This window comes from Microbacterium sp. STRO-1N (genome assembly GCF_057748015.1).
The window spans coordinates 3012281-3027263 of the sequence record NZ_CM173234.1 but is presented as its reverse complement, the minus strand read 5'-3'; the positions used below and the strand labels follow the sequence as shown (position 1 = coordinate 3027263).

Below are 14983 nucleotides of genomic sequence, written 5' to 3'. Positions count from 1 at the left end.
GACCGCTGCGGGTACAATGACTCGCGGTCCGGTTTCATCACAGGGGGGTGAGCATCGTCGTCGTTCAGCTCGAGCGCGGCAGCTCCGATATCTCGGAGGAGCCGAGGGAGACGTCTCGGATTCCCGTCCAGAAGGCGCGTCGGGCCGCATGGCCGCGCCGCTACGCGAGTCGACTCTTCTACAGCGACGTCGTCGTGCTCGTCATCACCCTCGTCGTCGGATGGCTGATCGCCATTCCCAGCATCACGACCGCCGTGTCGTGGCCCGGCGGCCCCCGTTTCTCTTACACGGCCGCGCTCATCATCATCGGCGTGCTGTGGCTGATCGCCCTCGACGTCACGGACAGCCGCGAGCGTCACATCGTCGGCAGCGGCTTCATCGAGTACCGACGGCTCGTCAACGCGTCGATCGCGGTGTTCGCCTTCACCGTGGCGATGGCCTACTTCCTCGGGATGAATCTGTCCCGACTTCTCGTGGCCGTGATCTTCCCCCTCGGCGTCCTGCTCCTGCTGCTGTCGCGCTGGTTGTGGCGTCAGTGGCTGCGTGCCAGGCAGAAGAACAGTCAGTACCTGCACCGCGCGGTCGTGATCGGCGAACCGTCGAAGGTCAGGCACGTCACCGGGCAGATCCGCCGCACGCCGGGGAGCGGCTATGAGATCGTCGGCGTGATCATGAACGGCGTCGCTTCCGAGGGCGTCCCGGACATCGAGGTGCTCGGCGACATCGCCCATGCGGAGGCGGCGCTCGACGCGGCCAACATCGACGCGCTGATCATCGCGGGTTCGGATGACCTGGACCCCGAGATGATGCGCCGGCTGGGCTACGCGGTCTCCGACCGGGACATCCAGCTGATCATGGCGCCGGCGCTCACCGACATCGCCGGTCCCCGGCTGCATGCGACTCCTGTGGCCGGTCTTCCGCTCGTGCACGTCGATTTCCCTCGGATGGAGGGAGCGTCCCGATTCCTCAAGCGCACCTTCGACCTGGTCGGCTCGATGATCCTCCTGGTGCTGCTCTCGCCCGTGTTCCTGGCGACGGCGATCGCGATCCGCGTGGACGGCCCGGGAAAGATCTTCTACCACCAAGAGCGGATCGGCCGCAGCGGGCGGACGTTCGGCATGCGCAAGTTCCGCTCGATGGTGGCCGACGCAGACGATCAGCTGGCGTCGCTGCTCGATCTGCAGGGCGACGCGGCCAAGCCGCTGTTCAAGATCAACGACGATCCGCGGATCACCAGGGTCGGGCGGTTCCTCCGCAAGCACTCCCTCGACGAACTGCCGCAGCTGATCAACGTGTTCCGGGGAGACATGAGTCTCGTCGGCCCGCGGCCTCAGCGTGCCACCGAGGTCGCTCTCTACGACGACGTCGCCTACCGCCGCCTGCTGGTGAAGCCAGGCATGAGCGGTCTGTGGCAGGTCAGCGGTCGCTCCTCGCTGTCGTGGGAGGAGACCATCCGCCTCGATCTGTACTACGTCGAGAACTGGTCGCTCATGCAGGACATCATCATCCTGTTCCGCACGGTGCGTGCGGTGATCATCCCCGGAGCCACGGCGCACTGAGTTTCGAATATTTCTTTCGAACATCTCTTCCCTTTTGGGTGTGGTCGGGGTAGCGTGGGGGTATGTCGACGACGACGCATCTGGATGCTCTGCACGAGGCGGTCACCCGCCTCGACGCGGTGTGGGCGGATGCGGGGGATGCGTCGGATCTGGACCGGGCGGGCCTGGTGGCCGCGAATGCGGAACTGGGGGTGCTGCACCGGGTCGTGGACGGACTGGAGGCCGAGGTCGCGGCGCGGATCGCGTACGAGTCCCGGCCCGAACTCGGTGCCGAGTCGTTGGCGAAGGAGCAGGGGTTCCGCACCGCGGGCCAGTTCGTCGCGACGGTCACCGGACGCTCTTCGGGTGAGGCATCGCGGCTGGTGAAGGTCGGGGAAGCGATCACGCCGCGCAGTGATCTGCTGGGGGCCAGGTTGCCGGCGAAGTACCCGGCCGTGCAAGCCGCCCTGGCCTGTGGGCGGATCGGTGCCCCGGCGGCCGGGTTGATCATCGGGCTGCTGGACCGGGTGCGGGTGAAGATCTCCGCGGAACGGGTGACCGAAGCGGAGACCCTGCTCGCCGAGAAAGCGGCCGGGTTGTCGTTGGACGAGGTCCGAAAGCTCCTCACCCACGCCGAAGCGCACCTGGACCCGGACGGGGTCCTCCCGCGGGAGGAGGCCGACCGGGCGCAGAACAGGCTGGTCATGTTCGAACGCGACGGACGGTTCCACATCGACGCGGATGTCGATGTCGCCACCGGCGCACCGATCAAGGTCGCGATCGAAGGGCATGTCACCGCGGTCCTGAACGCCCGCGCGAACGCCCTCGACCCTGACGCCGACCGCCGCACCGTCGGACAGCTGCAGGCGGACGCCCTCGCCGACCTCGCCGCCCACGCGCTCGGGTGCGACACCAACGCCCCCGCCCTGGCGGGTGCGACCGTGATCGTCCGCGTCGGACTCGACGACCTCACCGGCGGGACCGGACACGCCACCATCGACGGCATCGACCAACCCATCAGCATCGGCACCGCCCGGCGGATGGCCGCATCCGGCGGTGTCATTCCCTACGTCCTCGGGACGGATAGCGAGATCCTCGACTGGGGCAGGGAGAAACGCTTCTTCACGAAAGCGCAACGCCTCGCCCTGGTGCTCCGAGACGGCGGATGCGCGGGATGCACGCTCCCACCCTCGATGACCCGCGCCCATCACATCGACTGGTGGCAACGCGACCAAGGACGCACCGACCTCAACCGCGGGGTCCTGCTCTGCGACACCTGCCACCACCGCGTCCACGACAACGGATGGGAAATCAGAATCGAAGGCACCGGTGTCACCGCGAAAGTCTGGTTCATCCCCCCACCCAGCGTCGACCCCGAACGCACCCCACGCCTCGGCGGCACCCACCGCTACAACCTCGCCGCCTGACACCGAGGCCTGCGAAGCTGTGCCGACCGCGGCTGCCGGTCGGCAACTCGCAGGCCGCTGCATCCTGACTCTTCCCCTCCCGACATCCGCCGGACAGAATGGGAGCGTCGGCGCGACCTTGCCGGCACAGAACCGAGAGGGATTGCAATGGGTATCGAAGATTCGATCAACGACGCAGTGGGCAAGGGTAAGGACCTCTACGAGGAGCACAAGGACAAGATCGCTGACGCCGTCAAGAGCGAGCAGGCCGAGGACATCAGCGACAAGGTGCTCGACGGAGTCGCCGACTTCGCCAAGAAGGTCGCCCCCGGTGCTGCCGACAAGATCGACGAGATCCGCGACGGCGCCGACAAGGCCGTCGGCAACGAGTAATCTGCCGCTGATCGAGGGCGGGCTCCACTGCGGAGTCCGCCCTCGATCCATGTCCGCGCATAGAAAGGCATTGGTCGCGTCGCGCCGTACCCATAGAATCCTCACAGGGCTAGGGGAAGTGGACTGATGCACAAGCGGGTTACAAAGCGGTCGGAGTTGCGCGGAATCTGGGCGGGGGTGATTTCGCTCGCACTGGTCGTCACCGGACTCGTGGTGCCGGAAGCGTCGATGGCAGCCGAAGGCGACCCGGAGTACCTCACCGTCACCAAGAGCGTGGAGCCGGCCGAGCTCTCGCCCGGTCAGCCGTTCACATACACGATCGCCGTGAACTGCTCCGAGCGCTCGTGTCTGGACGCGACGCTCGACGACGTGCTGCCAGCCGAACTCGCCGGTTACGCCGTGCAGAACGTCAGCGCGCAGCCGGGCACCTCGAGCATCCCGCGCCAGGTCACCTGGACCGTCGACGGCGTCGAGAGCTCCACCGCACCCGAAGTGATCACGGCCGACACCGCCCTGCATGTCGACTTCACCGGCCCCGTCACCGCACCCGCCGGCACCGGCCTGCAGAACGGGCAGACCCTCACCTTCGCCATCACGCTGCAGGTCCCCGACGACCTGACGCCCGGCACCAAGGTGATCACCAACGTCGCCGAGACCGCCGCGACGAACTCGGCCCCCGACAGCGATGACGCCACCATCACGGTCACCACGCCCTCCGTCATCGACGTCGGCGTCACCAAGGGCTGGAGCCCGTCGCCGCAGAGCTACAACCCGGGCGCTCCGTCGATGATCGACCTCGGCGTCACCAACGCATCCAACGGCCCTGTCGAAACGCTGATCATCCAGGAACCCGCAGCGGCCGCCGACGGCGCCACCGCGCTCGACCCGAGCAACCCGTTCACGATCACCGACTTCACGGGCTTCGGCGCCTCGACGCTGCCCGAAGGCGCCGACCAGGTGCAGGTCGACCTCTACCTGCAGCAGGAGGACGGCACGTGGACCTGGGTCCCCGGTCCGCCCTCGTCGACGGTCGAACTCCCCGCCGGCGTCGACCCCGCCCTCGTCGGCGGCATCCGCCTGACCTACACCGGAACCGCCATCGCGAAGGACGCGACCGGCACCGTCGCCATCGATGTCGCGCAGCGCGAATCCGACCGCGAGTCGGGCGCCGACCTCTCCACCGAACAGCACACGATCGACAACGTCGCACAGGGCACCGCCGCCGTGAACGACCGCGAGCCGGTCTCGAAGACCGCCACCGCGAACTACGAGGTCAACCCCGTCAACGTCGCCGCCGCGACGACCAAGAGCATCGAGCCGGGCCGCATCGCCGCCGGCGACTCCGCCGCCTCCCGCATCGTCGGCACCAACACGTCGGATGTCGGAGTCGACGAACTCCGCGTCGCCGACCTCGACTACTTCACCGCCGACGTCACGTTCGGCGGCTTCAGCGCGCCGCCCGTCTGGCCGAGCACCGCCACCACCGGAACGCTCTTCTACTACCCGCTCGCCGGCGGCGACCCGATCGAGGTCGCGCTCGTGAACGGCGAGATTCCCGCAGCCCCGGGCCAGGACATCTCGGGCTTCGAGTTCGTGTACACCGCGCCTGATGGCGGCATCCAGTCCGGTGCCTCCGCCGTGATCGACTTCACGATCCAGACCACCGAGGCCGCCGTCGCCGACGGCGGCGACGAGGTCGTCACCACGAACGTCGCCACCACCACCGTGACCGCCGAGAACGGACTCCAGGCCAGCGACGACGACGACGCGACGCTCACGCTCGTCGACCCCGCCATCGCCGTCGCGCTCGAGAAGTCGGTGCGCCCGTCCAGCGCGGTCTCTCCGGGCGAGCCCGTCGTCACCGAGCTGCACTCGAACCTCACCACCACGTCCGACTACATCACCGCCACGCAGATCGTCGTCGAGGACTCCTTCGCCGGTGAGGGCACCTTCTGGGACGCCTTCGACTTCACCTCGATCGCCACGACGCAGGTGCCAGCCAACACGTCGCTGACCATCGACGTCATCGATTCCGCCGGGAACCCGCACACACTGCAGGTCTTCCCGGCCCGCATCCTTCCGCACCGGATCTCGATGTCCGAAGACGAAGTCCTCGCCGCGCTGCCCGATGGCATGACGATCGACGATGTCTACGGCATCCGCTTCACGTTCGACAACCCGGACGGGTTCCCGTCCGACACGACCGTCACGCCCTACGTGGTCTCCGAGGCGCGCGACACCCTCCGCGTCAGCGGCGACGCCACGGTGCCGGGCGACGACCAGCCGGTGTCGTACACGAACACCGCCACGACCACCGGCTCTGGCGAGACCGAAACAGGGACCCCGCTCGAGGACACCGCCGAGGACACCGGCGAGGGCACGATCGAGACGTACGCGAACGAGGGTCCGATCGGCATCGACAAGCGCTGGAACCAGGCGACCGTCGCCGCCCAGTCGCTGCAGGTGCGCGACACGACTCTGAGCTGGCGCGTCGACCCCGACTACGCCCGCGTCGCGATCTCCGACCCGAACAACGACTCCGGCACCGCCTTCGACGGCGGCATCCCCGGCGACCCGGCCGGCACGGTGTACGACGCGTTCAACCTCGTGCGCATCGACGACATCCCGGCCGACGACGAACCGTTCAGCAACGGCTGGTACATCCAGTACGACAACGTGGACGCGGTCGAGCTCTTCATCGGCGGCGCCTGGGTGCCGGCGGCGAACCCGCCGGCCGGCGGCTGGATCCAGAACGGCGGCTTCGTCGGCTACGCGCTCACCGACGACGAGCGTCGTGACGCCACCGGATTCCGCATCGTCCTGTCGCCGAACACCACGGCCAGGGCTGCATCGGGCGACCCCTTCGTCGACGCCATCGGCGACGGCGTCGGATCCTCCAGCGCCGTGCGCACGTTCGACCTGACCTGGCAGATCCGCGACCAGAAGCGCTCGGACGGATCGTGGGTCACCGGCGAGGAGATCTACAACGCCGGAGACGCAGGACTCGTCGACAACACGGTCCGCATCGACGGCGAACCGCTCGCCGGCGGAGACGTCGTCAGCGACGTCGACAACCACGAGATCCTCATCACCGATCCGGACCCGGCCGTCGACGTCCGCAAGTCGGTCACTCCGACGACGCCACTGAACGTGCCGCTTCCCGGTGCGGATGCCGAGACGTACCCGACCGCGACCTTCACGCTCGAAGCGCGCAACGGCTCAGTGGCCAAGGCCTCGTACATCCGCGTGACCGATCCGCCGGCCTGCACCGACGCCCAGGACATCGCCGAGTGCCAGAGCGCGGCGACCGCCGCCGGCGCCGTCGGCGACCCGTTCACCGCCGACATCGACTGGCTGACCGCCACAGGGCAGGGCAACCCGTTCGACCGCTTCGACGCCACCAAGGTGACGATCGGCGCGGCCATCCCCGAGCAGGTCGACCTCGCCGCCAGCGTCGTCTGGCTGCTGCGCTACGACGAGGGAGGGGGCGGGTACACCACCGAGCAGACCACCGCCGCAGCCGTCAACGCGATGGCGGCCGAGCAGCTCGCCACGGTCGTCGGCATCAGCACGACCTTCCAGAGCACCGACCCGTCGACCACGGGCGGAACGATCACCCCGGCCAACGTGCTCACCGTCGTGGTCGACGCCCGCGTGCGCCCGACCATCCGCAGCACGGGTGAAGAGCAGCGCCTCACCGCCAACCAGCGCGTCGAGGTCGAGAACCGCGTGTTCGCGCAGTCGTACGACCCGATCCTCAGCGACGGCGTCGCCACCGGCGACCTCGCAGACGTCACCGTCGTGCTCACCGGCGGCGACCTGAACGTCGGCGCGACCAAGCAGATCTCGCCCGAGGCTCTCACCGAGCCCACCCGCGGCGCACCCGTCACCGTCACGCTCGGCGCGAACCAGGGCACAGACCCGGTCAGCACCCTGGCACCCGCCGAGGTGCGCGTCACGGATGACACGACAACGTCGCCCGACTTCTGGAACGCGTTCGACGTCACCGGACTCGGCGCGATCACCGCCCCCGACGGCGCCGACCAGGTCGTCGTCTCGGCGTACCTCCCGGTCGACGGCGAGCTGACCTGGGTGGACTCCGCCGCGACCGCGATCGGCGATGCCGCGCTGCCGGTGGCCGCCGACCAGTACGGCGACATCCAGGGCATCCGATTCGCGTTCTCGCGGGTCGACGGCGCCTTCCTGTCGCCCGCCGTGCCTGCGCCGAACTGGAGCACGACCGCGGCCTTCACCGTGCAGCTGCGCGACGCGTACCGCGACTCCGGCGACCCGATCCCGCTCGAGGGCACGATCGACGACACGGTGACCGCCGTCAGCGACCGCCGCACCGGCTCGAGCGCCGAGGACACCGCGAACGCCGAGATCGGCCTCTCGCCCGGTACGCACCAGCTCGCCGTACACAAGACGGTGAACGAAGGCACCAGCCACTTCGCCACCGCCGGCGACCTCGTGCCGTGGGACCTCACCTTCACGAACCAGGGCACCGGCTACCTGACGGTCACAGAACTGCGCGACCTGCTGCCGCCCGAGCTCGTGTACCTCGGTGACGAGCCCGTCTACACGCCGGCACCCGACGGCCTGCTTCCGGCACCAGAGGGCTTCGCGCAGGAGGGCGACGAGCTCGTCTTCACCTGGGCCGAAGGCTCGCGCATGGCACCGGGGGAGACGTTCTCGATCCGCATCCTGCTCGAACTGCAGCCGGGACTGCTCCTGGGCGAGCAGGCGATCAACGAGATGACCGTGCAGACCGCCGAAGAGCTCAGCTCCTGCACGAACATCGAACAGGGCGGGGCCGTGACCGGCGCGTGGGATGCCGATCCCACCACCTGCGGCACCACCGAGTACGTCACACCGACCGACGGCACGAGCCTGTTCGTCGTCAAGGGCGTCCGTGGTGAGCGCGACGGTGCCATCAACACGACCAACCCCGAGCACGTGTGCGAACAGTCGCTCAATGCGACCGGCGGCGCCTACTACCGCTCGCCGTGCGCGGCGAACAGCCAGATCGGCGGTACCGACGACTGGGTGCTCCGGGCGCAGAACGGCGGCACCAGGCCCATCTCCGACATGGTCCTCTTCGACCAGCTGCCCGTCGCCGGCGACCAGGCCCTCATCTCCGGGGCATCGCGCGGGTCGGTCTACCGCCCGCAGGTCCTCGACGCGATCGCGATGGCCGCACCCGCCGGCACCACCACGGTCGTCGAGGTGACGACCTCCACCGGCGTCTGCGTCGGCACCTGGTCGAACCTCGCCGATCAGGAGCCCTGTGCGCAGAACGGCGAAGAGTGGGTCGTGGCCGATGACGCGACCGACTGGTCGACCGTCTCCGGCCTCCGGGTCTCACTCGACTTCACGACGACCGCGGCCGGTGCCCTCCAGCCCGGCGCGTTCGTCGACATCACCTACAGCAGCACGAACGTCGTGGCTTCCGAGGCGAACCCGTCCGGAGCCCCGTCCGCGGTGCCGGCACGCGACTCGTTCGCCTGGAACCAGTTCGGTGTGAAGTACCGCGAGCTCGGCGCCACCGGATACCTGAAGATCTCGCCGTCTCCGGTGGGCGTGCACCTGGTGTTCGGCTCCATCGCGATCTCGAAGGAGATCACGGGAGATGCCGCAGGCTACGCACCGGACGAGTTCCTCGTCGACGTCGTCTGCACGATCGACGGCACACAACTCGACCTGGGCGATGACGCGGTCCTCGAGCTGAACTCCGGGAACGAGCACACCCGCCGGATCGACGGCATCCCGCTCGGTGCCGCCTGCGACATCGCCGAGCAGGGCGCCACCGGTCAGTTCGGTGAGACCACGCGCACCGGCACCCCGGTGACCCTCGTGGTCGACGAGCAGAACTCCGGCATCGACGTCCCGGCAGCACAGGTCGCGACGATCGGCAACGACTACGCCTACTCGGGACTCGCGGTCACCAAGACCGTCGACACCGACGCCACCGAGGGAGAGTTCGGCCCGTTCGACTTCACCCTGAGCTGCACGACCGCCACCGGCACACCGGTCGCGTTCGACGGCGGAGCGACCGAACTCGAGTTCACCCTCGAGGACGGCGAGACGTTCACCGCACCGGAGAACACCATCCCGGCGCGCTCCACCTGCGTCATCACCGAGGTCGACAGCGCGGATGCCGATGGCATCGTCGTCGTCGGCGACAACGTGACAGACAACGGCGACGGCTCGGCGACCGTGCTCGTCGGCACCGAACAGGCGAACGTCGAGTTCACGAACGGCTACAACTCCGGCATCCTGACCGTCAGCAAGGTCGTCGACGGCGAAGGCGCCGCGCTCTACGGCGCCGGACCCTTCGACTTCACTGCCGTCTGCACCTACGAGGGCCAGACGCTGCTGAACGAGGCGTTCCAGCTCGATGCGAACGCGCAGCGCACGTTCGGCGTCTACCCGACCGGCACCAGCTGCATCGTGGAGGAGACCGGCGCCGGCGGCGCCACCCGTACGGCCATCGACCCGGCCGACGGCTCGGTCGTCATCACGGACGAAGCGGATGCCGTGGCCACCGTCACCGCGACGAACACGTTCGATCTCACGGCGATCCAGGTCGCCAAGGAGATCACGGGTCCGGCCGCGGCCTACGGCGCCGACGAGTACCGCGTCGACGTCGTCTGCACCGTGCGGACCGAGAACGTCCCGCTCGGCGACGACGCCGTGGTCGAACTGAACGCCGCCAACGAGTTCACGCACCGCATCGACGGCATCCCGACCGGCGCATCCTGCGACGTGACCGAGCAGGGCGAGCTCGGCGAGTACGGCGAGACAGGCCGCGCGGGAACGCCGACGGTCATCGACGTGACCGAGGTCGTCGCACCAGACGCCGAGGTCCCCGCCGCGCAGATCGCGACCGTGACGAACGACTACACGTTCTCGGGCCTGTCGGTCACGAAGCGCGTCGACACCGAGGCCGAAGCGGACTTCGGTCCGTTCGACTTCACACTGTCGTGCACGAGTGCGACCGGCATCCCTGTCCTGTTCGACGGCGACGTCACCGAGGTCGAGTTCACGCTCGAGGCCGACGACACCTACACCGCGCCGGAGGACACGATCCCGGCCAACTCGACCTGCCTCATCAGCGAGGTCGACAGCGCGGCGGCCGACGAGATCGTCATCGTCGGAGACGGCGTCACCGACAACGGCGACGGCACGGCCACCGTGCTGGTGGGCACCGAGACCGCGAGCGTCGAGATCCTGAACGGCTTCGACGCCGGCATCCTGACCGTGGCCAAGGTGGTCGACGGTGCTGGGGCCGAGCTGTGGGGCGCAGGGCCCTTCGAGTTCACCGCGGTCTGCACCTACCGCGACCAGACGCTGCTGGATGAGACCTTCGTGCTCGACGCGAACGCGCAGCGCACGTTCGGCACCTACCCGACCGGCACCGAGTGCGTCGTGGCCGAGACCGAGACGGCCGGCGCGACCACATCGGTACTGTCCCCGGCCGACGGCGTCGTGACCCTGACCGAAGGGGAGGGCGCGACCGTCACCGCGACGAACACGTTCGCCCTCACCGCGATCGAGGTCACGAAGACCGTCACGGGCGACGCCGCGGACTACGCGTCCGACGAGTTCCGCGCGGACGTCGTGTGCACGGTCGGCGGCGCGAACGTGCCGCTCGGCGCCGACGCTTCCGTCGTCCTGGACGAGGCGAACGGCTTCACCCGGCGCATCGACGGCATCCCGACCGGAGCGACCTGCGAGGTCACCGAGCAGGGCGTCGTCGGCGAGTTCGGCGAGACGACCCGTCCGGCCCCGGTCGCGATCGTCACGGCGGATGCCGTGGTGACCGACGACGACGAGGTGCCGGCCGAGCAGACCGCCGAGCTCGTGAACGACTACGCCTTCTCGGGGCTGTCGATCACGAAGCGGGTCGATGCCGAAGCCGAAGCGGGTTACGGCCCGTTCGACTTCACGCTGCAGTGCACGAGCGCCACCGGGATCCCGGTGACGTTCGGTGAGGACGGCACCGAGCTGACGTTCTCCCTCGAGGCGGATGGCACCTTCACCGCCCCGGCGAACACGATCCCGGCTCGTGCGGACTGCCTCATCACCGAGGTCGGCGCCACCGCGGACGGCATTGTGATCACCGGTGACGGGGTCACCGACAACGGCGACGGCACCGCATCCGTGCAGGTCGGCGTCGAGGAGGCAGCGGTCGAGTTCACGAACTCGTTCGACGCCGGCGTCCTCACGGTGATCAAGGTCGTCGACGGTGCGGGAGCGAGCCTGTACGGCTCCGGCGACTTCACGTTCACGGCCGTCTGCACCTATGACGGACAGACGCTGCTCGACGAGACGTTCGAGCTCGCCGGGGGAGCGACCCGCTCGTTCGGGCCGTACCCGACGAACACCGAGTGCATCGTCGAGGAGACGGATGCCGGCGGCGCCACGTCGACGGCGCTCGACCCGAGCGACGGGAACGTCGTCCTCGAGGCGGACGGCACGGCGACGGTCGCCGCGACCAACACGTTCGACGTCGCAGCGATCACGGTCACCAAGGAGCGCACCGGCGACCTGGACGCCGACGGCGCACACGGATCGTTCACGGTCCTCCTCGAGTGCGCCGACGGGGTCACGGTCCCTGGCGGCGCCGAGCGGGTGCTGAGCGCGCAGGGCGGCTACACGACGGTCTTCCGGGACCTCCCGGTGGGCGTGGACTGCCGCATCTCCGAGACGGATGCCGGGGGAGCGGTGAAGACGACCATCGTCGTCACCGCCGCCGACGGGACCGCCGTCACGAGCGACGGCACCTCAGCGGATGTCGCGCTGGACGACGACGTGGACGTCGAGATCACGAACGAGTTCGTCGCAGGTCTCCCGGCCACCGGGCTCGCGATGCCGATCGTGCTCGGCATCCTCGTGCTGCTGCTCCTGGGCGGCGGCATCCTGGTTCTGCTGATCACCCGTCGCCGTCGGGCGCTCGAAGCCTGACGACGCCGATCGGAGGCCGGGTGCGAATCGCTCGCGCCCGGCCTCCGGCATCCTCTATGCTGAGTGCAGCCGCCTGGGGATCTTGCGGCTGGGATCGCGAAGGGGTTCGCGATTCCGAATCGCACGGCTGAGCCGTGCACACGACTGGGGAACGATTTTGGGGATCGATGCGTCTGCGACGCCTTCTGCGCGTCGCGCGCTGCCGACACGGCAGTCGATCCGCCATGCCACCGACGGGGATCGGGGCGTCCCTTCACGCCCTGACCCCCGCGTTCGGCGCGCCCCCTCGCGCTGAACGCATCCCCGCGTGGGGCGAGGCATGGGGATGCCTCGCCCCACGATCTTCCCCTCGGATGCCGGCGCGACACGCCCGGGTTTGCAGAACCGAAATCACCCATGGCACAATAGGTAAGTTCCACATTCCTGGGGTGCGCTATGCGTGCCTCGCGGATCACTACCAGGGCAGTGCATAGACGGCGCCTCTTCTTGAGGCAGCAGGGTTCTAGGCCGCGGGTAGAAGAACATCCCCGACACCTCTGCTGAGAGGTTCTGCCGTGCGCCGCGAGGCGTGCGGACTGACAGAAGAACAGTGGTGCGCAGATCGGTTCTCCGGAGCCTGTCGAGTGCCGAGGCGCGAACAGCGTCATCGTGCGTCCAATGCCCCTGGGTCACCCGGCCCAGGACGGTAAGACGCTTAAAGAGAGTGAGCAGACAAATGGCGGGACAGAAGATCCGCATTCGCCTGAAGTCGTATGACCACGAGGTCATCGACACGTCGGCGCGCAAGATCGTCGACACTGTGACCCGTGCGGGCGCAACCGTCGTCGGCCCCGTGCCGCTTCCGACCGAGAAGAACGTCGTGTGCGTCATCCGGTCGCCCCACAAGTACAAGGACAGCCGCGAGCACTTCGAGATGCGCACCCACAAGCGTCTGATCGACATCGTCGACCCGACGCCCAAGGCCGTCGACTCGCTGATGCGTCTCGACCTGCCGGCTGACGTCAACATCGAGATCAAGCTCTGAGGATCGACATGGCTGACATCAACGCAAAGATTTCCAAGGGTCTGCTGGGCACCAAGCTCGGCATGACGCAGGTGTGGGACGAGAACGGCAAGATCGTTCCCGTCACCGTCATCGAGCTCGCACCCAACGTGGTCACGCAGGTCCGCACCCCCGAGAAGGACGGCTACAACGCCGTTCAGATCGCCGCGGGCCAGATCGACCCCCGCAAGGTCAACAAGCCCCTCTCCGCTCACTTCGAGGCCGCCGGCGTCACGCCGCGTCGCCACGTCACCGAGATCCGCACCGCGGATGCCGCTGACTACGCGCTGGGCCAGGAGCTCACGGTCGACGGTCTCTTCGAGGCCGGCCAGCTGGTCGACGTCGTCGGCACGAGCAAGGGCAAGGGCACCGCGGGTGTCATGAAGCGCCACAACTTCAAGGGCGTCTCGGCATCGCACGGTGCCCACCGCAACCACCGCAAGCCCGGCTCCATCGGCGCATCGTCGACTCCGAGCCGCGTCTTCAAGGGCATGCGCATGGCCGGCCGTATGGGTGGCGAGCGCGTGACCGTCCTCAACCTCACGGTGCACGCCATCGACGCCGAGAAGGGACTCATGCTCGTCAAGGGCGCCGTCCCCGGTGCGCGTGGCCGCGTCGTCTACGTCCGCAACGCAGTGAAGGGTGCCTGAACATGGCTGACTCGACTCTCGCGCTCGACGTTCTGAAGGCCGACGGCAAGAAGGCCGGCTCCATCGAGCTGCCCGCCGAGCTCTTCGACGTCAAGACGAACATCCCGCTGATCCACCAGGTCGTCGTCGCACAGCTCGCCGCTGCGCGTCAGGGCACCCACTCGACCAAGCGTCGCGGTGAGGTCTCCGGTGCAGGCCGCAAGCCCTTCAAGCAGAAGGGCACGGGTAACGCCCGTCAGGGTTCCATCCGCGCGCCGCACATGACTGGTGGTGGCATCGTCCACGGACCGAAGCCGCGCAACTACGCGCAGCGCACCCCCAAGAAGATGATCGCGGCCGCCCTGCTGGGCGCGCTGAGCGACCGCTTCCGCGGTGAGCGTCTGCACGTGGTCGAGACCTTCGGCATCGACTCCGCTCCTTCGACCAAGACCGCGTCGAGCCTGCTCGCACAGGTCGCCGGTCCGAAGAACATCCTGGTCGTCACCGAGCGTGACGATGAGGTGACGCTCAAGTCCGTCCGCAACCTGCCGGACGTTCACTGGCTCACCTACGACCAGCTCAACGCCTACGACGTGCTCGTCTCCGACGACATCGTCTTCACCAAGGCCGCGCTCGAGGCGTTCATCGCTTCGAAGACCGGCGCAACCGAGGAGGTCTCGGCATGACCGAGCAGGCAACCGTCCTGACGACCGCTCTCAACAAGGACCCGCGCGACATCATCCTGAAGCCGGTCGTGTCCGAGAAGAGCTACTCGCTCATCGACGAGGGCAAGTACACGTTCCTCGTGGACCCGCGCGCCTCCAAGACTGAGATCAAGCTCGCCATCGAGAAGATCTTCGACGTCAAGGTCGCAGCGGTCAACACGATCAACCGCGTCGGCAAGGCCCGTCGCACCCGCTTCGGCACCGGTAAGCGCAAGGACACCAAGCGCGCCATCGTCACCCTGAAGTCGGGCACCATCGACATCTTCACGGCAATCGGCTGATC

8 protein-coding genes are annotated in these 14983 nt (G+C 68.2%); all 8 read left to right on the top strand.

Annotation, left to right across the window (positions count from 1 at the left end):
* Positions 1-47 precede the first annotated feature (47 nt).
* The 8 genes from AC3ANJ_RS14865 (at position 48) to rplW (ending at position 14981) form a co-directional block, all read left to right on the top strand.
* Positions 48-1559, top strand: coding sequence for a sugar transferase (locus AC3ANJ_RS14865; RefSeq protein ID WP_488316950.1), 1512 nt, complete (start codon positions 48-50; stop codon positions 1557-1559).
* Positions 1560-1621: 62 nt separating this feature from the next.
* Positions 1622-2965 (top strand): HNH endonuclease, encoded by a 1344-nt coding sequence (locus tag AC3ANJ_RS14860; RefSeq protein WP_488316949.1) that lies wholly within the window; start codon positions 1622-1624, stop codon positions 2963-2965.
* A gap of 147 nt (positions 2966-3112) precedes the next feature.
* A complete protein-coding gene (locus AC3ANJ_RS14855) occupies positions 3113-3337 on the top strand; it encodes a hypothetical protein (RefSeq protein ID WP_406249187.1) in 225 nt (74 codons plus the stop codon).
* Between the two features lie 177 nt (positions 3338-3514).
* Complete coding sequence (locus AC3ANJ_RS14850) at positions 3515-12304, top strand: DUF5979 domain-containing protein (protein WP_488316948.1); 8790 nt, start codon at positions 3515-3517, stop codon at positions 12302-12304.
* Between the two features lie 715 nt (positions 12305-13019).
* The gene (gene rpsJ, locus AC3ANJ_RS14845; protein ID WP_017201594.1) at positions 13020-13328 is read left to right on the top strand and encodes a 30S ribosomal protein S10; all 309 of its coding nucleotides are present in this window, start codon (positions 13020-13022) and stop codon (positions 13326-13328) included.
* An 8-nt stretch (positions 13329-13336) separates the two neighbouring features.
* A complete protein-coding gene (gene rplC, locus AC3ANJ_RS14840) occupies positions 13337-13996 on the top strand; it encodes a 50S ribosomal protein L3 (RefSeq protein ID WP_488316947.1) in 660 nt (219 codons plus the stop codon).
* Positions 13997-13998: 2 nt separating this feature from the next.
* Positions 13999-14661 (top strand): 50S ribosomal protein L4, encoded by a 663-nt coding sequence (gene rplD / locus AC3ANJ_RS14835; protein WP_488316946.1) that lies wholly within the window; start codon positions 13999-14001, stop codon positions 14659-14661.
* Positions 14658-14981, top strand: a complete 324-nt coding sequence (gene rplW, locus AC3ANJ_RS14830) for a 50S ribosomal protein L23 (protein ID WP_264156990.1) — start codon at positions 14658-14660, stop codon at positions 14979-14981. The genes rplD and rplW overlap by 4 nt, the downstream gene beginning before the upstream one ends.
* Positions 14982-14983: the final 2 nt, after the last annotated feature.

Excerpts from the sequence above, each read along its gene's own strand:
- AC3ANJ_RS14860 (WP_488316949.1), top strand. The coding sequence starts at position 1,622 with ATGTCGACGACGACGCATCTGGATGCTCTGCACGAGGCGGTCACCCGC.
- rplW (WP_264156990.1), top strand. The coding sequence starts at position 14,658 with ATGACCGAGCAGGCAACCGTCCTGACGACCGCTCTCAACAAGGACCCG.
- rplC (WP_488316947.1), top strand. The coding sequence starts at position 13,337 with ATGGCTGACATCAACGCAAAGATTTCCAAGGGTCTGCTGGGCACCAAG.
- rplD (WP_488316946.1), top strand. The coding sequence starts at position 13,999 with ATGGCTGACTCGACTCTCGCGCTCGACGTTCTGAAGGCCGACGGCAAG.
- rpsJ (WP_017201594.1), top strand. The coding sequence starts at position 13,020 with ATGGCGGGACAGAAGATCCGCATTCGCCTGAAGTCGTATGACCACGAG.
- AC3ANJ_RS14855 (WP_406249187.1), top strand. The coding sequence starts at position 3,113 with ATGGGTATCGAAGATTCGATCAACGACGCAGTGGGCAAGGGTAAGGAC.